The organism is Mesorhizobium liriopis (assembly GCF_024053505.1).
Taxonomy (GTDB): domain Bacteria; phylum Pseudomonadota; class Alphaproteobacteria; order Rhizobiales; family Rhizobiaceae; genus Mesorhizobium_B; species Mesorhizobium_B liriopis.
This window is the reverse complement of record NZ_JAMXQS010000001.1, coordinates 148,702-171,854: the sequence shown is the minus strand read 5'-3', so window position 1 is coordinate 171,854 and position 23,153 is coordinate 148,702. Positions and strand designations below refer to the sequence as shown.

At 64.1% G+C, this 23,153-nt stretch carries 21 protein-coding genes and 1 riboswitch; of the genes, 8 read left to right on the top strand and 13 right to left on the bottom strand.

Annotated features, from left to right (window positions below; translation table 11 throughout):
* Positions 1-29: 29 nt before the first annotated feature.
* A complete protein-coding gene (locus NGM99_RS00830; RefSeq protein WP_252815152.1) occupies positions 30-806 on the bottom strand; it encodes an amino acid ABC transporter substrate-binding protein in 777 nt (258 codons plus the stop codon).
* A gap of 176 nt (positions 807-982) precedes the next feature.
* A complete protein-coding gene (locus tag NGM99_RS00825; protein ID WP_252815151.1) occupies positions 983-2,080 on the bottom strand; it encodes a 2'-deoxycytidine 5'-triphosphate deaminase in 1,098 nt (365 codons plus the stop codon).
* 80 nt (positions 2,081-2,160) lie between these two features.
* Positions 2,161-2,238: riboswitch (SAM riboswitch) on the top strand.
* 57 nt (positions 2,239-2,295) lie between these two features.
* Between NGM99_RS00825 and NGM99_RS00820 the strand changes: the two genes are divergently transcribed.
* The gene (locus tag NGM99_RS00820; protein WP_435371361.1) at positions 2,296-3,489 is read left to right on the top strand and encodes an O-succinylhomoserine sulfhydrylase; all 1,194 of its coding nucleotides are present in this window, start codon (positions 2,296-2,298) and stop codon (positions 3,487-3,489) included.
* A 193-nt stretch (positions 3,490-3,682) separates the two neighbouring features.
* Entirely contained in the window at positions 3,683-4,105 is a 423-nt protein-coding gene (locus NGM99_RS00815; RefSeq protein WP_252815149.1) for a VOC family protein, read from the top strand.
* A 69-nt stretch (positions 4,106-4,174) separates the two neighbouring features.
* Here NGM99_RS00815 and NGM99_RS00810 read toward each other — a convergent pair whose 3' ends face one another.
* Complete coding sequence (locus tag NGM99_RS00810) at positions 4,175-4,780, bottom strand: CDP-alcohol phosphatidyltransferase family protein (RefSeq protein WP_252815148.1); 606 nt, start codon at positions 4,778-4,780, stop codon at positions 4,175-4,177.
* A gap of 95 nt (positions 4,781-4,875) precedes the next feature.
* Between NGM99_RS00810 and apaG the strand changes: the two genes are divergently transcribed.
* Together apaG and NGM99_RS00800 are read left to right on the top strand one after the other, a co-directional pair.
* Entirely contained in the window at positions 4,876-5,268 is a 393-nt protein-coding gene (apaG, locus tag NGM99_RS00805; protein ID WP_252815147.1) for a Co2+/Mg2+ efflux facilitator ApaG/CorD, read from the top strand.
* Positions 5,269-5,329: 61 nt separating this feature from the next.
* Complete coding sequence (locus tag NGM99_RS00800; protein WP_252815146.1) at positions 5,330-6,121, top strand: bestrophin-like domain; 792 nt, start codon at positions 5,330-5,332, stop codon at positions 6,119-6,121.
* Here NGM99_RS00800 and NGM99_RS00795 read toward each other — a convergent pair.
* From NGM99_RS00795 to NGM99_RS00785, 3 genes are all read right to left on the bottom strand, one after another.
* The gene (locus NGM99_RS00795; RefSeq protein WP_252815145.1) at positions 6,118-7,116 is read right to left on the bottom strand and encodes an Hsp33 family molecular chaperone; all 999 of its coding nucleotides are present in this window, start codon (positions 7,114-7,116) and stop codon (positions 6,118-6,120) included. The two genes, NGM99_RS00800 and NGM99_RS00795, sit on opposite strands and share 4 nt — an antisense overlap.
* 93 nt (positions 7,117-7,209) lie before the next feature.
* Positions 7,210-8,139, bottom strand: a complete 930-nt coding sequence (gene argF / locus NGM99_RS00790; RefSeq protein WP_252815144.1) for an ornithine carbamoyltransferase — start codon at positions 8,137-8,139, stop codon at positions 7,210-7,212.
* On the bottom strand, positions 8,139-9,329 hold the full coding sequence (locus NGM99_RS00785) for an aspartate aminotransferase family protein (RefSeq protein ID WP_252815143.1): 1,191 nt from the start codon (positions 9,327-9,329) through the stop codon (positions 8,139-8,141). Before NGM99_RS00785 ends, argF begins: the two co-directional genes overlap by 1 nt.
* A 411-nt stretch (positions 9,330-9,740) precedes the next feature.
* Between NGM99_RS00785 and NGM99_RS00780 the strand changes: the two genes are divergently transcribed.
* Positions 9,741-10,283, top strand: coding sequence for a GcrA family cell cycle regulator (locus NGM99_RS00780; protein WP_252815142.1), 543 nt, complete (start codon positions 9,741-9,743; stop codon positions 10,281-10,283).
* A 163-nt stretch (positions 10,284-10,446) separates the two neighbouring features.
* Here NGM99_RS00780 and phoU read toward each other — a convergent pair whose 3' ends face one another.
* Both phoU and NGM99_RS00770 read right to left on the bottom strand, forming a co-directional pair.
* On the bottom strand, positions 10,447-11,157 hold the full coding sequence (gene phoU / locus NGM99_RS00775) for a phosphate signaling complex protein PhoU (RefSeq protein WP_252815141.1): 711 nt from the start codon (positions 11,155-11,157) through the stop codon (positions 10,447-10,449).
* An 89-nt stretch (positions 11,158-11,246) separates the two neighbouring features.
* On the bottom strand, positions 11,247-12,479 hold the full coding sequence (locus tag NGM99_RS00770; RefSeq protein ID WP_252815140.1) for an ATP-binding protein: 1,233 nt from the start codon (positions 12,477-12,479) through the stop codon (positions 11,247-11,249).
* Positions 12,480-12,575: 96 nt separating this feature from the next.
* Here NGM99_RS00770 and ppk2 point away from each other — a divergent pair, with 96 nt between their 5' ends.
* Positions 12,576-13,439, top strand: a complete 864-nt coding sequence (gene ppk2, locus NGM99_RS00765) for a polyphosphate kinase 2 (RefSeq protein ID WP_252815139.1) — start codon at positions 12,576-12,578, stop codon at positions 13,437-13,439.
* Here ppk2 and NGM99_RS00760 read toward each other — a convergent pair.
* Positions 13,428-15,368, bottom strand: coding sequence for a glycosyltransferase (locus NGM99_RS00760; RefSeq protein ID WP_252815138.1), 1,941 nt, complete (start codon positions 15,366-15,368; stop codon positions 13,428-13,430). The genes ppk2 and NGM99_RS00760 overlap by 12 nt on opposite strands.
* A gap of 317 nt (positions 15,369-15,685) precedes the next feature.
* Here NGM99_RS00760 and NGM99_RS00755 point away from each other — a divergent pair, with 317 nt between their 5' ends.
* Together NGM99_RS00755 and NGM99_RS00750 are read left to right on the top strand one after the other, a co-directional pair.
* Positions 15,686-16,507, top strand: coding sequence for a transporter substrate-binding domain-containing protein (locus NGM99_RS00755; protein WP_252815137.1), 822 nt, complete (start codon positions 15,686-15,688; stop codon positions 16,505-16,507).
* Between the two features lie 67 nt (positions 16,508-16,574).
* A complete protein-coding gene (locus NGM99_RS00750) occupies positions 16,575-18,218 on the top strand; it encodes a lysine--tRNA ligase (protein ID WP_252815136.1) in 1,644 nt (547 codons plus the stop codon).
* Here NGM99_RS00750 and NGM99_RS00745 read toward each other — a convergent pair.
* From NGM99_RS00745 to NGM99_RS00730, 4 genes are all read right to left on the bottom strand, one after another.
* The gene (locus tag NGM99_RS00745) at positions 18,207-18,926 is read right to left on the bottom strand and encodes a thermonuclease family protein (protein ID WP_252815135.1); all 720 of its coding nucleotides are present in this window, start codon (positions 18,924-18,926) and stop codon (positions 18,207-18,209) included. The two genes, NGM99_RS00750 and NGM99_RS00745, sit on opposite strands and share 12 nt — an antisense overlap.
* A gap of 12 nt (positions 18,927-18,938) precedes the next feature.
* Positions 18,939-19,574: a S24 family peptidase gene (locus NGM99_RS00740; protein ID WP_252815134.1), complete on the bottom strand. Its 636-nt coding sequence runs from the start codon at positions 19,572-19,574 to the stop codon at positions 18,939-18,941.
* 92 nt (positions 19,575-19,666) lie between these two features.
* Positions 19,667-21,880 (bottom strand): 3-hydroxyacyl-CoA dehydrogenase NAD-binding domain-containing protein, encoded by a 2,214-nt coding sequence (locus NGM99_RS00735; protein WP_252815133.1) that lies wholly within the window; start codon positions 21,878-21,880, stop codon positions 19,667-19,669.
* Positions 21,881-21,920: 40 nt separating this feature from the next.
* The gene (locus tag NGM99_RS00730) at positions 21,921-23,129 is read right to left on the bottom strand and encodes an acetyl-CoA C-acetyltransferase (protein WP_252815132.1); all 1,209 of its coding nucleotides are present in this window, start codon (positions 23,127-23,129) and stop codon (positions 21,921-21,923) included.
* Positions 23,130-23,153 lie beyond the last annotated feature (24 nt).

The window sequence follows — 23,153 nt, the reverse complement described above, 5'->3', positions numbered from 1 at the left end:
AGCCTTTCCTCCAGCTTTTGCGAAAACGCCTATTTCGACACGTCGGCGCCAAAATACTTGTCGGAGATTTTCTGGTAGGTGCCGTCGGCCTTGATCTCCGCAAGGGCTTTGTTGATGGCGGCGAGAAGATTCGGCTGGTTCTTGGCGAGGATGACGCCGGAATAGCTGGCATTCTCCTCCTGGGCTGCGATCTTCACCGGCGCGTTGGGCTGCTTCTTCTTAAAGTCGAGGAAGGACAGGCTGTCGTTCAGCGTTGCATCCGCACGGCCCTGCAGCACGAGCTGGATCGACTGGTCGAAGCCGTCGGTGGCAACGAGTTCGGCCCCGTTGCTCTCGGCGAGCTTGCCGTAGTTGCTGGTGAGCGACTGCGCGGCGCGCTTGCCCTTGAGGGCACCGAAGCTCGTGATCTCACTGTCGTCCGCCTTGACGATGATGACCGCCTTGGACGCGATATAGGGCTCGGAGAAATCGTATTTCTGCTTGCGGGCATCGGTGATGCCGACCTGGTTGATGACGACGTCGTAGCGGTCGGCGTCGAGGCCGGCGATCAGGCCATCCCACTTGCCTTCGAAGAACTTGGCTTCGACGCCCAGACGCTTGGCGACTTCCTGACCGATCTCGACATCGAAGCCGACCAGCGCGCCGGACGCGTCATGATAGGTGAAGGGCGCGTAGGTGCCTTCGGTGCCGATGCGGAGCGCATTGGCGGCCTTGACCTTGTCGAGATCGGTGCTCTGGGCACTGGCTGCGGAAGCGAGAGCGGCGCTGACACCGGCGGCGAGAACGAGCGACTTGAGCCACTTCATGGAGGCGTTTCCTGATCCTTTGCGGGCTTGAACTCGCCCGCTATTGAAGATGGCCGGAATCTGGTGAAAGGCCAGCCTGCCGACAAGATGCAGGCCAGCTAGTCCACAACAGACCACGACGCGTTTATCCTGCCTTGAGCGCTCTTCGGAGAAAATTGTTCCGCTTGGGCGCGATGTCAGCCGCCGACGCGAAAATGCTTGGACAGTTTCAGCCCTTGCGCCTGATAATTCGAGCCGAGATCGGTGCCGTAGAGTTTTGCCGGCTGAGCCAGCATGTGCTCATAAACGAGCCGGCCGACGATCTGCCCGTGTTCGAGGATAAAGGGCACCTCATGCGAGCGGACTTCGAGCACCGCGCGGCTGCCCGAACCGCCCGCCGCAGAATGGCCGAAGCCGGGATCGAAGAAGCCGGCATAATGCACGCGGAACTCGCCCACGAGCGGATCGAAAGGCGTCATTTCGGCGGCGTAGAGCGGTGGGACATGCACGGCCTCGCGTGAAACGAGGATGTAGAACTCGTCCGGGTCGAGCACGAGCTCGCCGGCACCCTGGCGGTAGAGCGGTTCCCAGAAATCGCCGATACCTTGCGCGGCGCGTTTGTCGACATCGATCAGGCCGGTGTGGTGCTTGCCGCGATAGCCGACGATGTTGCTCGGCCCCTCCCCCAAGAGATCGACGGACAGCGCGATGCCCGCACCCGAGATGTTGGCGCCCTCAGTGGCGACCAGCGCGTGCTCGGCGTGGAGTGTCTGCAATTCGGTGCCGCTCAGCGTGGAATGGCCCTGGCGGAAGCGGATCTGCGACAGGCGCGAGCCGGTACGCGCGATGATCGGAAAGGTGCGCGGGCTGACCTCGAGATAGAGCGGGCCGCTGTAGCCCGCCGGCACCTTGTCGAATTCCTGCGCATGGTCGGCCATCACACGGGTGAAGATATCGAGCCGGCCCGTCGAGCTTTTCGGGTTGGCGGAGGCCGACACCGTGTCGGGCAGCGCGAACCCTTCGAGCAGCGGCACGATATAAACGCATCCGGTTTCGAGCACCGCGCCCTCGCGCAGGTCGATGGCGTGCAGTTGCAGGCGTTCGAGCTTGCTCTGGACCGAGCTGTTGGGGCCCGGCAGGAAGCTCGCGCGGACACGGAAGGCGGTTTCGCCCAGGCGCAGGTCGAGGCTCGCGGGCTGGATCTGGTCGGGATCGAGTGGACGGGGAGCGGTTATCGCGCCGGCCTCGAAAAGGCCGGCGATGTCGCTGTCGGGAAGGATACCGGTCTGGCGCAAGTGCTCTGGCGTCCGTTTAGTGTTGCGTCTGCTTTAACGTGCAGTTCCGTTGACACCAAGCCGAAGAAGGGCTTAAGCAATCCCTATCCCGTGGTGATTTGGCCGGTCGGCTTGCAGCCACGTTAAACAAGTCGCTAAAGGACCGTGGCCACGAGCAGGCCTTTGGACCGGTTGCGACTGTTCGCGGCCGGTTTTTTGTTTTGGAGATGGCGATCTTGGCTGACACGACGAATTGGCGCCCTGCAACACGGCTCGTGCACGAAGGCACGCTGCGTTCGGAATTCGGCGAAACCTCCGAAGCGATCTTCCTGACCCAAGGCTATGTCTACCAGACGGCGGAAGAAGCCGAGGCGCGGTTCAAGGGCGAGCTGCCGGGCTTCATCTATTCGCGCTACTCCAACCCGACCACGGACATGTTCGAAAAGCGCATGTGCGCGCTGGAAGGGGCCGAGGATGCGCGCGCCACGGCTTCCGGCATGGCGGCGGTGGCTGCGGCGCTTCTGTGTTCGGTGAAGGCGGGCGACCATGTGGTGGCGGCCCGCGCGCTGTTCGGCTCGTGTCGCTGGATCGTCGAGACGCTGATGCCGCAATATGGGGTAGCGTTCACGCTGGTGGACGGGCGCGACCTCAACCAGTGGCAGGACGCGGTGAAGCCCAACACCAAGCTGTTTTTCCTCGAAAGCCCGACCAATCCGACCCTGGAACTGGTGGACATCGCGGGCGTGGCCGCGATCGCCAACAAGGCGGGCGCGCGGCTCGTGGTGGACAACGTGTTTGCGACCCCCTTGCAGCAGAAGCCGCTCGAACTCGGCGCACATATCGTCGTCTATTCGGCGACCAAGCACATCGACGGCCAGGGCCGCTGCTTGGGCGGCGTGATCCTTTCCGACAAGGAATGGATCGACAAGAACCTGCACGACTACTTCCGTCATACGGGCCCGAGCCTGTCGCCCTTCAATGCCTGGACGCTGCTGAAGGGCCTCGAAACCCTCTCGCTGCGCGTGCGCCAGCAGACGGAAAGTGCGGGCCGTGTCGCGGACTTCCTGGCCGAGCGGCCCGGCATCGCGCGGGTGATCTATCCCGGCCGCGCCGATCATCCGCAGGCCGAACTCGCCAAGCGCCAGATGAAGGGCGGCTCGACGCTGATCTGCTTCGAGGTGGAAGGCGGCAAGAAGGCAGCCTTCGCCTTCGAGAACGCGCTGAAGGTGATCCGCATGTCCAACAATCTGGGCGATGCCAAGAGCCTGATCACGCATCCCGCGACCACCACGCACAAGAACCTGTCGGACGAGGCGCGCGCGGAACTCGGCATCGGCGGCGGCACGCTGCGGCTGTCGCTGGGGCTGGAGGATACGGACGATCTGCTGGAAGACGTGGCTCAGGCGTTGAAGGCGGCGCGTCAGGGCTGAAGCTCGGAGGGCCGGTCGGCGGTTTGACTTGGCGTTGCTACGAGGCTTACACTCGTCGCGCCTAAAACAGGAAAGGCCGGTGCGGTTGGCCCGGCCCTCGCAACATGCGGGTCCTTTCGCCGTCCACGTTCGGATGGCGTCCCATGGCTTTCACGTCCTTGCAATCAGGCGGGGCGAACGAAAGGCCATGGATATGCAACAGCAGATCTCGATCATCACGCTCGGCATCAGCAGCACTGAACGTTCGAAGCGGTTCTACTGCGATGGTTTCGGATGGGTCCCGGTTTTCGATAACCATGAAATCGTCTTCTACCAGATGAACGGCTTCGTGCTCGGCACCTTCCTACGGGACAGCCTGGAAAAGGACATGCAGCAGAGCGGGCTGAGCCAGCGCGGGGCTTTCGCGCTGGCGCACAATGTTTCCGCGCAAGCCGATGTCGACACCGTCATGCAGCAGCTGTTGCAATTTGGCGGACGTATCTTGCGCCCCGCCGATGCGCCGGCGCATGGCGGCTTTCGCGGCTATGTCGCCGACCCTGACAACCATGCTTGGGAGATCGCGTGGAACCCGGCCTGGCAAATCGATGAGAAAGGGTTGGTGACGTTCGGCGTTTGACCATCGGCGCGAGGTGACGCGGGAGAAAATCCCGCGTCGCTTGATGCCCCTACGCGTTGTCGAAGTCGCTCAGTCGATCGTACGCCAGGCCAGCACGAGCCGCGAAACGGTCGTATAGGCCGTGACGCCCGCGAACGTCCAGGCGATGACCGGAAACCACGCCGGAAACAGGCACATCAGGGCGAAGGCGGCGATGGTTTCGGTCGCCTCCGCCAGGCCCGTCGTGAAGAAGAGCGACTTCGGCCCGCGCGCGGTGCTCGCCATGCCGCGCTTTTCGGCCATGATGGCGAAGGCGAGGAAGCTCGCGCCGTTGACGTAGAAGGCGAGCAGGAGGGCCGCACCCGCCAGACCGTTGGCGATGGGGTCGTAAAGGACAAAGCCAAAGGGGAAGGCGCCATAGAAGGCGAAGTCGAGGGTGATGTCGAGAAAGCCGCCGCGATCCGTGCGGCGCGTGTGCCCGGCCACCGCGCCGTCGAGACCGTCGCCGAGGCGGCTCGCGAGCATCAGGACGAGGGCGAAGAGAAACCAACCCCAAGCCGCAGCGGCGGCAGCGGCGATGCCGATGCCGAAGGCGGCGAAGGTGACGGCATCAGCGGAGATGCCACGGTGCGCTAGGGCGGCACCTGTCCTGCCGAGCGCAGGATCGAGCTTTCGGCGCGCCCAGCCATCCAACATCCTCGCCTTCTCCCTCTGCCTTCCACCACGCCATACCTTGACGAATGCCGCTTGGGGACCGAAATCCCAGCCATGGCATACGCAGGCAGAGCATCATGTATCGCGCGGTGACGCGGAATCTCGTGGTCGAGGTCGAACCGAGCTTTCTTCCCGACCAGTCGGATGCGGAAGACAGCCACTATGTGTGGGCCTATCGCGTGACCGTCGCCAATGAAAGCGAGGAAACGGTTCAGCTCGTGTCGCGATACTGGCGCATCGTGGATGCCACGGGCCATGTCGAGGAAGTGCGGGGACCGGGCGTGGTCGGGGAGCAGCCGACGCTCTCGCCGGGCGACAGCTTCCAGTATTCCTCGGGCTGCCCGCTCTCGACGCCCTCCGGCTTCATGGAAGGCCGTTATTCCATGGTGAGCGAGACGGGCGAAAAGTTCGACATCGCGATTCCCGCCTTCTCGCTCGACCTGCCGAACGTCAAGCGTTCGGTGAATTAAGCCCCGCCGCCACTTCCAACGCCGCGCGCGAGCTTCTAGCCTCGATGCGAGGAGGAGCGGCATGGACGGTTTCGTCGTATCGGCGCTTATCGGCATCGTGTTCGTGATGATCACGGTGACGATCATGCTGGGCAGCTATTATGGGGCGCGCAAACTGCTGAGCCCCGGCGCGGAAGGCGATCGGACGCATGATGTGGCGGGATCGGTCGCGACCCGCATCGCTGCGCTTCATGGCCTGATCCTGGCGCTGGTCTATGCGCAGGAGCTGGACGACTACAAGGATGTGCGCGCGTCGCTCGCCCAAGAAGCGGTCGCGGTCGCCGACATCTTCAACGACATCAACCGCTATGGCGGGCCGCCCGTCGAGCCTATCAGGGCCGGGCTTGCGCAATATGTGCGGACCGTGGTGACGGTGGAATGGCATGACCTCGGCGAGAAGAAGGGCCTATCGGCGCAGGCCTGGGTCGATTGGGACCGGATCTACAACCAGCTTCTCGACCTCACGCCGCAGTCGGACCGGCAGACATTCCTTGCCAACCGCATGCGTGGACGGGCGACCGACATTGCAGGGTTCCGGCAGATGCGGGAATCGTCCGTGCTCGACCGGTTCAGCGAGCTGTTCTGGGCGCCCGCGCTGATCGGGCTCGTGCTGCTCGCCGTGCCATTCTACGTCTACCGCCCGACGCGCACGCATATGGTGCTGTTCGCCGTGTTCGGCGCTTATTCGGGGATGATCCTGTTCTTCATCTACGCCTTCTCGAACCCGTTCGCGGAGCCCGGAAAGCTGGAGCCCCTCCCCTTCGTGCGGCTGCTCGAAGGGGATCTGGGCAAGGCGCTGCCGCCTGACCGTTAGCTCTTGGGCGCGAACTCGGCGGGGTCGAACACGTAGGAGGTCGAGCAGAACTCGCAGGCGACTTCGATCTTGCCGTCTTCGGTGCTTTCGGTGATCTCCTCGGCGGTGAAGCCGCGAAGAACGTCCGCGATACGATCGCGCGAGCAGGTGCATTCGTCCACGACCTGAACGCCTTCGAAGACGCGCGCGCCATGCTCGTGGAAGAGCCGGAACAGCAAGCGCTCCGTGCCGACAGTCGGATCGGTGAGCTCGCCGGCTTCGACGGTCGCCATCAAGGCCTGCACTTCGAGCCAGGCATTGTCGGTGAAGGCGTGATCGGCCTCGTCCGCACCGTCGCCGCCGGGCAGGTCGGGCATGCGCAGGCGCTCGGGCGCTTCGGGCAGGAACTGCACCAGCAGGCCGCCGGCGCGCCAATGCTGTTCGCCGCCGGGGCGAAGCTGCTTGGCGACCGCCAGTCGCACATCGGTCGGGATCTGCTCCGACTGGCGGAAATAGCGGCGCGCGGCCTCCTCCAGCGAGGCACCGTCGAGTTCGACGATGCCCTGATAGCGCTGGGTGTATTCGCCCTGATCGATGGTAAGTGCCAGCACGCCCCGGCCGAGCAGCGCTTCGGGTGACGCCTCATTGCGGGCAATCGCGTCGGCCACCCGCTCGGGGTCGAAGCGGGCGTAGGCGCGCACCGCGCGGGGTGTCGCGAAATCCACCACCAGCATGTCCACCGGACCCTCGGACCGAGTCTGGAAGATGAACTTGCCTTCGAATTTGAGCGAGGTGCCGAGCAGAACCGTGACCACGATAGCCTCGCCGAGAAGGCGCGCGACGGGCTCGGGATAGTCGTGCCGGCTCAGGATCGAATCCAGAAGGCCCCCAAGCTGCACCGCGCGGCCGCGAATATCGAGCGCGCCGACTTCGAAGGGCACGACATGATCGTCGCCGGCGAAACCGAATTCGCCCAGGCGGGGTTCATGGGTGCCGGTGGCAGAGGAAAGCTGCATGGCATGGTATCCTTCCGCTCAAATAAGCCGAGCGGGATGTGCGAGTGGGACGAGAAGGAGTTCGCCCCAAGATAGGAAGCGTTTTCGCTTCGATCAACCGTCGAGCGGGGCCGCTCCCAGGCACCAGGCGAGGATGGCCTTTTGCGCGTGCAGGCGGTTCTCGGCCTCGTCGAAGACCACCGATTGCGGGCCGTCGATCACCGCGTCCGTCACCTCCTCGCCGCGATGGGCGGGCAGGCAATGCATGAAGAGCGCGCCCTTGTTCGCGTGGCGCATGAGCGCCTCGTTGACCTGATAAGGCTGGAAGATGTTGTGGCCGCGCGCGCGGTGCTCCTGGTTCATGGACACCCAGCAATCGGTCACGACCGCATCCGAGCCGTCCACCGCCGCTTCCGCGCTCGAGTGGAAGGCGACGCGCCCGCCATGGGTGTTGGCCCAGTCGCTGAAGCGCGGCTCGGGTTCGCTGCCTTGGGGCACCGCGACGTTCAAGCGGAAGCCGAAGCGGGCGGAGCCTTCCATCAGGGAATGGAGAACGTTGTTGCCATCGCCGGTCCAGGTGACGAGCTTGTCCTTGATCGACCCGCGATGCTCTTCGAAGGTCATCACATCGGCCATGATCTGGCATGGATGCGTGTCGTCGGTCAGGCCGTTGATCACGGGGATTGTGGCGTTCTCGGTGAGTTCGATGAGGCGCGCATGATCGGTTGTGCGGATCATGATGGCATCGACATAGCGCGACAGCACTTTGGCCGTATCGGCAATGGTTTCGGCACGGCCGAGCTGCATGTCGGTGCCCGAAAGCACCAGCGTTTCGCCGCCGAGCTGGCGCATGCCGACCTCGAAGGACACGCGGGTGCGCGTCGAAGGCTTGTCGAAGATCATGGCGAGCACCTTGCCTTCGAGCGGCTTTGAGCGCTCGCCACGCTTGAGGGCGGCCTTGCGGATCGCGGCGTCGCTGAGGATGTCGCGCAGTGTTTCAGGCGAAACGGCGGACAGGTCGGTGAAGTGGCGCGGCTGGCTCATCATGCTGCCTTGAGCTTGTGCGACAGGGCTTCGGCGCTCGAACGGATGCGGTTGAGGCCCTCGCGGATTTCGTCATCCGTGATGTTGAGGGGCGGCAAGAGGCGCACGACATTGTCGCCGGCGGCAACGGCCAGCATCTTCTGGTCACGCATGGCGCCGACGAGTTCGCCGTTCGGCACGACGCATTTGATGCCGAGCATCAGGCCCGTGCCACGGATTTCGGCGACCACATCGGGGAAGGCATCGGCGATCTCGGCCAGGCCCTGTTTCATCAGAAGCGCCTTGCGCGACACCTCATCGAGGAAGCCTTCCTCCAGCACCACGTCAAGCACGGCATTGCCGACCGCCATGGCGAGCGGGTTGCCGCCGAAGGTGGTGCCGTGGACGCCGGCGACCATGCCGGACGCGGCCTCGGCAGTCGCGAGACACGCGCCGACGGGAAAGCCGCCGCCGATGCCCTTGGCGATGGCCATGATGTCGGGCACGGCATTCGACCACTCATAGGCGAAGAGCTTGCCGGTGCGCCCGATGCCGCACTGGACCTCGTCATAGATCAGGAGCATGCCCTGATCGTCGCAGAGTTTGCGCAGCTTCTGCAGGAAGGACGCCTCCACGGGGCGTACGCCACCCTCACCCTGCACCGGTTCGATCAGGATCGCGGCGGTCTCGGGACCTACGACCGCCTCGAGCGCCGCCCAATCACCGAAAGGCACCTGATCGAAGCCTTCGACCTTGGGGCCAAAGCCTTCCAGATATTTCTTCTGGCCGCCGGCCGCGATGGTGGCGAGCGTGCGGCCGTGGAAAGCACCCTCGAATGTGACGATCCGGAAGCGCTCCGGTGCGCCCTTGGCATAGTGATAGCGGCGCGCGGTCTTGATGGCGCATTCCAAGGCTTCCGCACCGGAATTGGTGAAGAATACCTTGTCGGCGAAGGTGTTGGCAGCCAGCCGCTCACCGAGGCGGGATTGATCGGGGATCTCGTAAAGGTTCGAGACGTGCCAGAGCTTGGCCGCCTGCTCCTGCAGGGCCTTCACGAGATGCGGGTGGGAATGGCCCAGCGAATTCACCGCAATGCCGGCCGCGAAATCGAGGAAGCGCTCGCCTTCTCGCGTTTCGAGCCAGACCCCCTCGCCTCGCTCGAAGGCCAGAGGCGCGCGAGCAAACGTATCGTAGAGGGCGGTACCAGCCATGGGTTCGGCTCCGGTTTCGCGTGGGTCGTGACCCCGCATCTGGCCCGGGGCCGTAAAAAATCAAAAGAGCCGCCCGGTGGGTGGCGGCCCTTCGCGTTTGTTAACGGCTGACCGGGTCCCAAGTCAACGCGCAAAACCCTTGTCACACAAGGTTTCGCGCCCAAATGGGCCAGATCATTCCAAGCTTTCGGCACCGAGAATCGGGAGCGGCACAGTTGGGGAAAACCGAAAAAAGCGAATCTTGCCCCAAGCTGGACTCTTGTCACCGAGTCAGTCGGTCCTGTATCTTAGGGCCATCTGAAGACAGGTTTCTCGCGGCAGATCCCGATCCCGGAAATTCGAAGTGGCGCCCTGGTGCGTAGCCGGGACTTTTACGGATTCTGCCCGCATATGACGATGGAGCGGATGTTCATGAACTGGACGGACGAGCGTGTTGAACTCCTTGGCAAGCTTTGGGGAGAAGGGCTGAGCGCGAGCCAGATCGCAGCGCAGCTGGGCGGCGTCAGCCGTAATGCCGTGATCGGCAAGGTTCATCGCCTCAAGCTCAACAATCGCGGCCGTGCCGCCGCAGCGCCCGTGGTCAAGAAGAAGGCGGCACCCGCCGCCATCGTCTCGACACAGGTGCAGATGACGGCGAAAGCCGTCGTGGCGGCCGCCCAGGTGATGCGGCCCGTGACCGCCAGCATCGGCGCGACTGCGCTGCAGGCGGAGTTCGACGCCGCACCGCAGGTCTATCAGCGCCCCGTCAATCCGTCCGACAATGTGGTGGTGCCGATCTCGCGCCGCCTTCGCCTCGTGCAGCTGACCGAGCGGACCTGCAAATGGCCGAACGGCGACCCGCTGTCGGAAGACTTCAACTTCTGCGGCAATGATTGTGCCGATACCGGCCCTTACTGCCGCTACCACGCGAAGATCGCGTTTCAGCCGGCCTCGGAACGCCGCCGCATCCGATAGAACAGTCGATTAAACCCGCTTCGGCGGCCATCTGCGGGCACCGGCTGCGCTTCCGGTGCTCACGTACGAATGTACGCTGCGCTCCGGTTCTCGCCGGCACTCTCAGCTGACTCGCCGAAATGAATTTTCTCGGCTGTTCTGCGTTGCGCCAAGTCATTGGTTTTTAGGCCGCGCCTGAAAGGGAGTGGGTGCGGTCGGCCTTGGGGCGGTCCGCAGGCATTTCGTGGCCGGTGACCATCTGGAAGACCGTTTCGGCAATGTTGGTGGCGTGGTCGCCGATGCGCTCGAAATTCTTGATGCAGAAAAGCAGATGGGTGGACGCCGTGATCGTGCGCGGCTCGTTCATCATCGCCTCCAGCAAGCTGCCAAACAGTGACGTGAAGACCGTGTCGATCTCGCGGTCGCGGTCGCGCATGGGTGCCAAGCGGTCGGCCGTGCGCGTGGCGTAGGCGTCGAGCACGTCCTTGAGCTGGGATTGGGCGGCTTCCGCCAGCGCATCGAGACCGCTCTGCAATTCCCGCGGACGCTCGCCGGCGTCCACCGCGCCGAGGCGCTTGGCGACATTCTTGGCGAGGTCGCCGACGCGCTCGAGGTCGGCGCCGATGCGCAGGGCGGCCACGATCTCGCGCAGGTCGCCGGCCAAGGGCTGGCGGCGGGCGAGCAGCGAAACCACGGTCTCGTCCAGTTCGCGCTGGGCCGCATCGAGGCGCTCGTCTGACGCGATCACATGGTCGGCAAGGCTCAGATCGCCACGGCGCAAGGCGGTCGCGGCCTCCTCCACCATGCGCTCGGCCATGCCGCCCATGGCGGCTATCCGGCGAGACAGACCCTGAAGCTCGGCATCAAACGCGCCGACAATATGTTGCGAACGCACGCCTCGTTTCCTCCTTCGGGATTATTCTCCCGTGATTCACCGATGATCGGCCCGCATTGTGACACGGCGATAACACGCCGGCAAAATAGTTAAACGAATTTGCTCGGAAAGCGCAGCGCGAAGAGCGAGCCCTTGCCCGGTTCCGACGCGATCGTCAGCCTTGCATGGTGGCGCGTAGCAATGTGCTTGACGATGGAAAGGCCCAAGCCCGTTCCCTTCTTGGCGCGGCTCGACTGAACATCGGCCCGATAGAAACGCTCGGTCACGCGAGGCAGATGCTCGGATGCGATGCCGGCGCCCCAGTCGCGCACCGAAAGCTCGGCTTCCATCTGGTCGGCCTGCTTGAGCGAAACCAGGACGCGCCCGCCCGAAGCCCCGTATTTGCAGGCGTTCTCGATGAGGTTCTGGACGACCTGCACCAGTTCATCGCGGCTGCCGCCCACCTCGACCTGATCGACGTCGAGTTCGAGGCGCACGCCGCTTTCGGCAGCGACCGGGCCGAGCGTTTCGGCAACCTCGCGCACGACAGCCGTCAGATCGACCTTCTGGCCGAGATCGAGGGTCGGGCGGGATTCCAGGCGCGACAGCGACAGGAGATCGTCAATCAAACGCGTCATGCGCGCGGTCTGCTCGCCGATGATCGTGAGAAAGCGGTCGCGGGCCTTTTCGTCATTGCGCGCGGGGCCGCGCAGGGTTTCCACGAAGCCCGCGATGGCCGCGAGCGGGGTGCGCAATTCGTGGCTGGCATTCGCCACGAAATCCGAGCGCATGCGGTCGATGCGGCGCGCTTCGCCGAGATCGTGGAACACGAGCGCGAAATGGCCATCGCCGAGTGCCGTACCCCACACATGGAACGAACGCTCGACCGGCACGCGCTCGGACAGCTGCGTTTCGGCGCGCGACACGCTGCCCGAAAGCAGATCACCCATCATCACCTGCATCTCCGGGGCGCGAAACCGCAACGGCAGCGAAAGGCCGGGCTTGAGCGCGCCGAAAGCGAGTTCAGCGGCCGGGTTCGCGTGAAGCAGGAAGCCGGCCGGGTCGAACACGACCATGGGATCGGGCATGGCTGAAATCAGCGCCTGTGCCTCGATGGCCGGAACGCCGAGGCTTGCGTCGACCGGGCGGGATGCGACGGAGTTTTCGGCCTTCGTGCGACGCAGCGAAAGAGCGAAGCAAACGGCAGCGACCAGCATGAAGGCCAGCCCGGCTGCCAGCATCGCGCCGCCATCGCCCGACAGGATCAGCCCGCCGCCGAGGCCGGCACTCAGGCTTGCCAGCGCGACGAACGTCGCCGGCGTGATCGTCTCGTCACTTTCCATCGGTCCTCATCGCCGCCGGCTTACCACCGGCGGGGCTGGATTTTCCGGCGTTTCCGCCCAATTCTGCGGGTCTAACACATGCAGGATCACCGGACGATGAAGCACAAAAAGAAGCATCACGACGAACTGCCGGCTTTCGATATCAACGACCCCGTCTTGCCGGATTGGATCGACGAAAAGGCATTGCAGTCGGGCGGCTATCCTTACGACAAGAAGCTCAAGCGCGAGATCTACGAGGAGGAACTGGTCAGGCTGCAAACGGAACTCGTGAAGCTGCAATCATGGCTGCAGAAGAGCGGCGAGCGCGTGATGGCACTGTTCGAGGGGCGCGATGCCGCGGGTAAAGGCGGAGCCATCAAGGTGCTGCGCGAACACATGAACCCGCGTTACGCGCCCAACATCGCGCTCGCCAAGCCTTCGGACCGCGAACAGGGGCAGTGGTACTATCAGCGCTACGTCACGCATTTTCCGACAAGCGGCGAGTTCGTGTCGTTCGACCGATCCTGGTACAACCGCGCGGGCGTGGAAACCGTGATGGGGTTCTGCACGCCCGAGGAGACCGAGAAGTTCCTTGAAGAAACCCCGCATTTCGAGCGGCTGATCGTCAATGACGGGATCCGCTTCTTCAAGTTCTGGCTGTCGATCGGCCGCGAAACCCAGCTGAAGCGCTTCCACGACCGCCGTCACGACCCGCTGGCGACCTGGAAGTTCTCGGACATGGATGTGGCGGCCATTCCGAAATGGGACGACTACACACGCGCATCCGAAGAGATGTTCCGGCGCACGCATAGCTCGAAGGCGCCTTGGACGCTGGTGCGGTCGAACGACAAGCGCCGGGCGCGGCTGGAGGTGATCCGGCATGTGCTGAGCGCCGTTCCCTATGAGGGACGGGATCTGGACGCAATCGGCAAGGCCGATCCGAAGATCATCGCGGAGGGGCCGGCGTTCTCAGACCACTGACCGCACCGGCTTATGCGCGGTCTTGCTCCAATGATGCGGCCTTTTCCATAGCTGCCAGACCGCATTCCAGGCGGCAACGGAGAGCAACATCCAGTAGAGCGGCGTGAGAAGCACGAGACGTGGGAAACCGCGTCTCTCGCGCTTCGACATCGAGCGCCAGCCGAGTGCGAGAAACGAGAGGTAGCCGCAGACGATGTTGGTGATGTCGAGGAGCAGGATCGCGGCGTAGAAGGTGTCGAAAGGCACGCCGCTGATCAGGCGCCAGATGAGAACGGCGAACGTCCCGATCAAAAGCGGATGGACGAGGGCCGAGGCGACCATGCCGAGCAGCAACACCTGTGTGATGAGGAATGGCCCGACGCCGATCTCACGCAGGAGTCGGGCGGGATGGCGCATATGCACGAACAGCGTTTGCAGCCAGCCCTTGAACCACCGCGTGCGTTGCGGCAGCCAGGTCCTCAAATCTTCAGGCGCGTCTTCGAGCGTCGGATGCGTCAGCGTTTCGGTGCGATAGCCCATGCGCAGAAGGCGCAGGCCCAGATCGGCGTCTTCCGTGACGTTGAACGGATCCCACGCTCCCGCTTCTTCGAGCGCTGTGCGGCGGAAGTGGTTCGATGTGCCGCCGAGGGGCAGAAAGGATCTTTTCTTGGCGAGGTAAGGCAGCAGGCTGCGGAAAAGTGCTGCATATTCCAGGCCGAACAGGCCCGCGACAGGCAACGCATTCGCGTTCGAGATGACGAGCGGGGCTTGCAGGCAGGCCAGATCAGGGCCGGCTCGGCGGAAGCGGTCGAGCGCTTCCTTGAGCTGCAGCGGATCGGGGCGGTCCTCCGCATCGAAAAGGACGACGAACTCGCCTGAGGTCAGAGGCAGAGCGTAGTTCAAGGCCTTGGGCTTGGTTCTGGGCAGCGCGGGCGGAACTGCGACGATCTCGAAATTCGGCGGTGGCCCGGCCTCGCGGATGGCCTCGATCGTGTCATGGTCGTCGGCCTCACAGATCAGCTTCACTTCGAGCCGGCCCGCCGGCCATTCGAGCTTTTGCAGCGCTTCGATCAGTTGCGGCACGACCGCGCGTTCCCGGTAGAGCGCAACCAGAACGGAGTAGACCGGCAGTTCCTCGTGGATGCGATGGGCGACGGGCGTCACGCGATAGGCGGGGGCAGCGCGGATCGCGGCGAGGCGCAAAGCGACGCAGGCCAGAAAGAACAGCGAGGACAGCAGATGCGTGACGAGGAGCGAGGCGGCCGGTACGAGCAAAAAAGCAAAGGGCAGAAGGGTCAACAGGACCCCGACGGCCACGCCTTGCCATGGGTTGAGCGTCTGACGCGCGGAGTGATCGGGGTTGCGCTCGAAAAGGCCGAGCACGGCTTCGCGAAGGAGCATCGGCTCGGCACGTTCGATGAGCGCGCGGCGCAGCGTCGATGGCGCGACGATCCTGAGCCAATGCCTGAGTTCGGGCTTAGCCGCGAGGTGACCGGCGGCCTCGCGGGGTGACATGCGGTTGAGAGCCAGCAGCAATGCGTTGCGGCTATTCGACCCCTCCTGTTTCATAAGGGCGAAGCGGCTGTTGGCGCCGAGATGCGAGAAGCAGTCTTCGTCCGTGACCATGAGATGGTCCGCCCGGATTGTTTCCTGGAACGAGAGGCCGAGCTGTTCGGCCATCAGGCGCGTCAGCGCGACTTCGGAGATGCGACCTGAAGCCACGAGTTGCTGGGCGAGAGTGCGACGGTCGATATCGGCAGTGGCGGCGAGTTCAAGACGTTCTTCGAAGGAAAGTTTAAGCCGGTCGAGGATGGGGCACCAATCCGTGATGGCTGGAAAGACGAGCTCTGCCATCCTGTGCGTCGAGACGCTCGCTTCGGCTGCGCTGAAGGTTTCAGCATCCGCCATGAGCGGCGGATCGGTCTCGCGATCTCTTTCGAGAACGTCCATGCGTGTTCACTCACCCCGCGCCGCTGTGAGCGGCTTCCCCGGCATGAATTTGTTCAGCGCGATTGCTTTGAGACAAGAGGCGATGACTTTGGTGTACGGCGATCTCCAAGTTCATCCACAGTTGTTCTCTGTTCGACTGCCAATATCGCGGCACAAAACAAAGGCCATCAGCGAATCTACTTCGCCATCCGGTTCGACATGCGTGGCAGCTGTGAGCCACGCCTATTCTGGCGCTTTCGAGTGGCTTTGGCGGATGCTAGGGGTGAGATATGGCCGCATCCCCTTCAAAGCTCCTTCGAACGACGCAGCGCGTGAAGATGGCAGTGCTTTGCGCCGGGCTGCTTCTGCCCGGCGCCGCATGGGCACAGGAGCCCAAGATCCCGCTGCTTTGGGAACCGCGCGAACGGCTGGCGTCCCCCGATCTCTCCGCCCTGCCCCGCCTGCGCTTTCTGACCAGCACGGATTTTCCGCCGTTCAACGCGATCGATGCTCAGGGCCAGTTGTCGGGTTTTCACATCGATCTCGCGCGGGCCATTTGTGCGGAGCTGAAACTCGGCGACAAGTGTCAGATTCAGGCGCTGCCGTGGAGCGAGTTGCGCCCGGCCCTATTGCGTGGCGAGGGCGAGGCGATCATCGCGGGCGTGGCGGCCAATGCGGAGGCGCGGGAGACGCTGGGCTTCACGCGGCCGTTTCTCTGGTTTCCGGCCCGGTTCGTGACCCTGAAAGATCAGCTGCCGGCCGAGCCGCTGGTGAAAAGCCTGCATGGCAAGGCGGTCGGCGTGCTGGCGGGTGGGGCACATGAAAAGATGCTGCGGGCGGAGTTCGACGGGCTCGATGTGAAGCCTTACGCCAAGCCCGAAGAGCTTTATCGCGACCTGCGCGAAAAGAAGATCGCGGCGATTTTCGGTGATGGGATGCGGCTGTCCTACTGGCTGGCAGGCGAGGAAGGGCGCGGGTGCTGTGTCTTTGCCGGCGGACCCTACCTTGCGCCCGAATATCTCGGCACGGGACTGTCGATCGCCGTCAAGCGCGAGGATGCCGATCTTCTAGCCGGGCTCGACTATGCGCTGCAGACGATCGCCACGAATGGGCGCTTTACCGAACTCTACCTGCGTACCTTTCCTGTCGGCTTCTACTGATCCTGCGCGTTGACGGCTCGGGCTCGCTTGCCTAGAGCCTGACGCTCGCAATGATGGACTGTCCGCGATGATCGATGTGAGCCCTGAAACCCTCCGCGCCGCCGGTGAAAGCAAGGCTTGGCCGTTCGAGGAAGCGCAGAAGATCATCGCGCGCTACAAGGACACGGGCTATCCAGAGGCCGTGCTGTTCGAAACAGGCTATGGCCCTTCCGGCCTGCCCCATATCGGCACTTTCGGCGAAGTGGCGCGCACGACCATGGTGCGCCACGCCTTTCGTGTGCTCACCGAAGACAAGGTGCCGACGCGCCTGCTCTGCTTTTCGGACGACATGGACGGGATGCGCAAGATCCCGGACAACGTGCCGGACCGCACCTTCCTCGAGCCCTACCTGCATATGCCGCTAACCTCGGTGCCGAACCCGTTCGGGGGCGACTACCCAAGCTTCGGGCACCACAACAATGCAATGCTGCGGCGCTTTCTCGACACGTTCGGCTTCGACTACGAGTTCGCGAGTGCCACCGAATACTACAAAGCGGGCCGCTTCGATGCGGTGCTGAAGCTCGCAGCCGAACGCTATGACGACATCATGAAGGTGATGCTGCCGACGCTCGGGCCCGAGCGTCAGGCGACCTATAGCCCCTTCCTGCCGATCTCGCCCAAGACGGGACGCGTGCTCTACGTGCCCATGAAGAAGGTGGACGCGGAAGCCGGCACCATCACCTTCGACGACGAGGACGGCGAGGAGACCACCCTGCCTGTGACGGGCGGCGCGGTGAAGCTGCAGTGGAAGCCGGATTTCGGCATGCGCTGGGCTGCGCTTGATGTCGATTTCGAGATGTTCGGCAAGGATCACCAGACCAATCAGGTGATCTATGACCGCATCTGCGCGATCCTCGGCGGGCGCCCGCCAGAGCATTTCGTGTATGAGCTGTTCCTCGACGAAGTCGGCCAGAAGATCTCGAAGTCGAAGGGCAACGGGCTGACCATCGACGAGTGGCTCACTTATGCGCCGACCGAAAGCCTGGCGCTTTACATGTTCCAGCGGCCGCGCCAGGCGAAGAAGCTTTACTTCGACGTCATCCCGCGGGCGGTGGAAGAATATTACCAGTTCCTTTCGGCCTATCCGCGTCAGGAGATCAAGGAACAGCTCGGCAATCCGGTCTGGCACATCCACAACGGCAATCCGCCGGCGATCGACCTGCCGGTGCCCTTCGGCCTTCTGCTCAACCTCGTCAGCGCCTCGAATGCGGGCGACAAGGGCGTGCTCTGGGGGTTCATCTCGCGCTATGCGCCGGGCGTGACGGCCGAAACGCATCCCGAACTCGACCGGCTCGCAGGCTATGCGATCCGCTACTTCGAGGATTTCGTGAAGCCGGCCAAGGTGCATCGCGCCCCGGACGAAGAAGAGCGCGCGGCCTTGGCGAAGCTTTCGGACGCGCTCGCCGCATTGCCGGCGGCTGCAGATGGCGGGGCCATCCAGAACGCGGCGCTCGATGTGGCACGCGCCATTCCGCGCTATCAGGACCATGCCAAGAAGAGCCCGGAAGGTGGGCCCGGCGTGTCGGTGGCGTTCTTCCAGATGATCTATCAGGTGCTGATCGGTCAGGAGCGCGGCCCGCGCTTCGGCTCGTTCGCGGCACTTTACGGCGTCAAGGAAACGCGGGCGCTCATTGCCGACGCGCTTGAGGGAAAACTCGCTTCAGCCGCCTGAGGCGGGTGCGGAACCCCAGATGCCGCGGCCGACTTTCCTGGCCTCGGCCTGGGCTTCCGCATAAGGGCCACTGTCGTCCGTTTCGGCGAAGCCATGCGCGACGAGCCATGCCGCCGCATCCTCGTTGCCGACCGTGCAGGATGACTTGACCACCGCGCTCGACGGCTTGTCGGGCACGGTGCAGAGCACGGCGCGGTTGCGCAGCCAGTTGCGGAAGGCGGTGCGGGCGACGACCCCGCAGGCCCATGACTTGCCGTTCGGCGCATCGCAGACCTGGTCGGCTTCCGTGATCTTCACGCCCTGAACCTCGACCACATGCCCGCCCGCTTCCAGACGGCCGGCGGCAGTGGCGACGGGGCGATAAAGCAGTGTCGGCTTGGGCGCTTCCGGCTTTTCGGGCTCGCTCAGGGGCGGACGCGCGGGCAAACGTTCGAGGCCTGTTTGCGGATCGATCTCAGGTTTGGCGGCGGCAGTCTGGTCGGAAGGTGCCGCCGTTTCATCCGTCGCATTCTCGGCGGCGGTGTCGTCCGGTGATGGCTCGGCGGTCAGCGCATCCATGTCGGCGGCATCTTCGGCGCTGAGCTGCGTGGCGGGCGATCGATCCAGCGCCGAAGCGCTGTCGTTCGGATTCGGCGCAAGGGCGACCATCGCGCTGGAAAGCACCACGAGCCCGAGCGCTGCGATGCCGTTGATGGCTGCGGGACGCATGCGAGGAGGTCCTTACTGGCTGGCCCAGACGATGCGCGCGATCCAGTCGATCTCGGCGGCCGGGATTTCCCGCAACGGGTGCTCGGGGTTGAGTGACAGGAGTTCGACACCCTCGCTCGACTGGCGCATCAGGACCTTGGCCATCACCTCGCCTCCGGTGGTCTTGACCACCACGCGGTCGCCCTTGCGCACCGTCGTTTCGGGCTCGACGATCAGCACATCGCCGTCGCGATAAAGCGGCAGCATGGAATCGCCCTGGACTTGCAGAGCATAGGATCCTTCACGCGCAGCGGCGGGCAGGTCCACCATCTCCCAGCCCTGCCCCACGGGAAAGCCGGCATCGGTGAAGAAGCCGCCGGCACCGGCCTGCGCGAAGCCGATCAGCGGCACACGGGAGCCGCCGGATGCGGCTTCCTTTTCGCCATCGACCAGCGACAGGAATTCGTCGAGCGACGATCCCGTCGCTTCGATCACCTTGGCCAGCGATTCCGTTGAAGGCCAGCGCGGGCGGCCATCGACGGAGCAGCGCTTGGACTTGTTGAAGGCCGTGGAATCGAGCCCGGCACGCTTGGCGAGCCCCGACGCCGAAAGCGAATAGCGGGCAGCCAATGCATCGATCGCCGCCCAGACCCGCTCATGCGAAAGCATCGCGCCTGCCCCTCCAGAGGAAAAAAATCCTTGCCCCTAATGTTGTAGGGCGAGCCCTTCCCGGTGTCCAGCGAAAGGCGCCCGCTTTTGCCTCAGGCGGCCTCTTTCTCGGGCGGGTAAGGATTGAAGCGGGCATAGAACGTGTCGTTGCTCTTCGCCATGTCGCGCAGGAGCTGCGGCACTTCGAACGGTGCGCCGTGCTTGGCCTTGAGCGCATCGGCCTCGGCCACGAACTTCGCCGCGCCCATGCCGTCGATCATCGAAAGCACGCCGCCGGTATAGGGCGCGAAGCCGAAGGCCAGGATGGAGCCGACATCCGCTTCGCGTGGGTCGGTGACGATGCCTTCTTCCATCACGCGCGCGGCCTCGATGGCGATCACGAACAGGAAGCGCTTTTTCAGCTCATCGAAATCGACGGCCTCGGGGGCCTTTTGCGGATAGAGGTCTTTCAGGCCGGGCCAGAGCGCCTTTTTCGCGGGCTTCGCCGGGTAATCGTAGAAGCCCTTGGCGTTCTTGCGGCCCTTGCGATCGAAGCGGTCGACCATTTCGTCCACGAGCTTGAGCTGATCGGCTTCGACAGCCCCTTCGCCCAGGTCGCGCACGGTCTGGCGCATGATCTTCTGGGCGAGATCGAGCGCCACCTCGTCGGCGAGCGCCAGCGGTCCGACCGGCATGCCGGCGAACTTGGCGGCGTTCTCGATCATTGGCGCGGGCACGCCCTCGATCAGCATGCGATAGGCTTCGGCGATGTATTTCAGGACGCAGCGATTGACGAAGAAGCCGCGCGTGTCGTTGACCAGAACGGGCGTCTTCTTGATTGCACGCACATAATCGAGTGCCGTCGCAATCGCCTTTTCGCCGGTCTTCTCGCCACGGATCACTTCCACCAGCATCATCTTGTCGACTGGCGAGAAGAAGTGGATGCCCACAAAGCTGTCGGGCCGCACGGAGTTGCCGGCGAGTGCGCTGATGGGGATGGTCGAGGTGTTGGACGCGAAGATGGCGGTGTCGCCGATGGCCGCTTCGGCGGCTTGCGTCGCGGCCTTCTTGACGGTTGAATCCTCGAAAACCGCTTCGATCACCAGTTCGCAGCCTTCGAGGGCCGCGTAGTCAGCGGTGGGCGTGATGAGGGCAAGGAGCTTTTCCTTGTCTTCCGGCTTGGCGCGGCCCTTCTTGACCTGCTCGGCCATCAGCGTGTCGGAATGCGCCTTGCCCTTTTGGGCCGACTCCTGGTCGCGATCCACAAGCACCACCGGGATGCCGGCCTTGGCCGTGACATAGGCAATGCCGGCGCCCATGAAGCCCGCGCCGATCACACCGATCTTGGAGAACTTCGTTTCGGGCACGCCAGCCGGGCGGCGGGCGCCCTTGTTCAGTTCCTGCAGCGAGACGAAGAGCGAGCGCACCATCATGGCGGCTTCGGTGGTTTGCAGGATTTGCGTGAAGTAGCGCTGCTCGATCTTGAGCGCCGTGTCGAAGGGCACGAGCAGGCCTTCATAGACGCATTTGAGGATCGCGGCGGCGCCGGGGTAGTTTAGATTGGTCTCGCGGCGCAGGATGGCGGCGGCCGGCGGCCAGAGGTTCGCGCCCGCCGCCGAGTAAACCGGCCCGCCGGGGATCTTGAAGCCCTTCTCGTCCCAGGGCTGCACAGGCTTGAGCCCGTCGCGGATCATCTTTTTCGCCGTTTCAATGAGCTGATCGGGGGCGGCGATGGCATGGATGAGGTTCATGCCCTTGGCCTTTTGCGGCGTCAGCGTCTGGCCGGTGGTCAGCATCTGAAGGGCGGCCTGCGTGTCGGCCAGACGTGGTACGCGCTGGGTGCCGCCGGCGCCGGGGAAGATGCCGACCTTGACCTCGGGCAGCGCCAGCTTCACGCGCTCGCTGTCGGCGGCGACACGGCCGTGGCAGGCGAGCGAGATCTCGAACGCGCCGCCCATGCAGGTGCCGTTGATAGCCGCCACCCAGGGCTTGCCGCAGGTCTCGATGCGCCGGAACAGGCCGGTCATCAGGCCGGCATTCTCGAACAAGAGCTTGGTGGCATTCCCGGGGTCGCGCGTCTTCTCGGCTTCGAACTGGGCCATCATGCGCTTGAGCATGTTGAGGTCCGCGCCGCCGGAGAAATCCTTCTTGCCGGAGGTCAGCACCACACCCTTGATGGCGTCATTCGCGACCACTTCGGCAAGGATCGCGTCGAGTTCCTCCATGACGCTTTCGGTGAAGACGTTCATGGAACGGTCAGGCATGTCCCAGGTGAGCAGGGCGATGCCTTCCGCATCCGTGTCGAGCGTGAAATTCGTGTAGGTCATGGGTGGTTCGCTCCCTTGATCCGGAAATGAAAGGTGGAGCTTAGACGCGCTCGATGATGGTCGCCGTGCCCATGCCGGCGCCGATGCAAAGTGTCACGAGCGCCGTGTTGAGGTCGCGGCGCTCCAACTCGTCGAGAACCGTGCCGAAGATCATCGCACCCGTCGCGCCCAGCGGATGACCCATGGCGATGGCACCGCCGTTCACGTTGATACGATCTTCCGGAATATCGAAGGCCTGGATGTAGCGCAGCACGACGCTGGCAAAGGCCTCGTTCAGTTCGAAGAGGTCGATGTCGGCGAGCGTCAGGCCGGACCGCTTGAGGAGCTTTTCGGTAACATCGACGGGGCCCGTCAGCATCATCGCGGGCTCGGAACCGATATTCGCGAAGGCCTTGATGCGTGCACGGGGCTTCAGGCCGAGGCCCGCGCCCGCTTCCTTGGAGCCCAGGAGAACGGCCGCCGCGCCATCGACGATCCCTGAGGAATTGCCCGCGTGGTGGACGTGGTTGATGCCTTCGAGTTCGGGATAGCGCTGGACGGCAACCGCATCGAAGCCGCCCATCTCACCGGGGATCACGAAAGACGGGTTGAGGGACGCCAGCGACTGCATGTCGGTGGTGGGGCGCATATGCTCGTCGCGGTCGAGAATGGTGAGGCCGTTCACATCCTTGACCGGCACCACCGAGTTCTTGAAGCGACCATCGTCCCAGGCGGCCGCCGCGCGCTTCTGGCTTTCCACCGCATAGGCGTCCACATCGTCGCGGCTGAAGCCGTATTTGGTGGCAATCAGATCAGCGGAAACGCCCTGGGGCATGAACCAGCCAGGGAGCGATACGGAGGGGTCCATGTACCAGGCTCCGCCCGACATTCCCATGCCGACGCGCGACATGGATTCGACGCCGCCTGCGATCACGATATCATCGGAGCCGGCCACGATCTTGGCGGCACCGAGATTGATGGCATCGAGACCGGACGCGCAGAAGCGCGAGATCTGCATGCCCGGCGCCCTGAAGTCGTAGCCCGCCTCGAAGGCGGCAGAACGCGGGATGACCGAGCCCGCCTCGCCGACCGGATCGACGCAGCCGAAGATGATGTCGTCCACCTGCGCCGTGTCGAGGCCGTTGCGGTCGCGCAAGGCACTGAGCACGCCGGCACCCAGCCGCACGGCCGGCACCTCGTGCAGCGCACCATCCTTCTTGCCCCGTCCGCGCGGTGTGCGCACGGCGTCATAGACGTAAGCTTCGGTCATCGCGGCTGATCCTCTTGGCGTCAC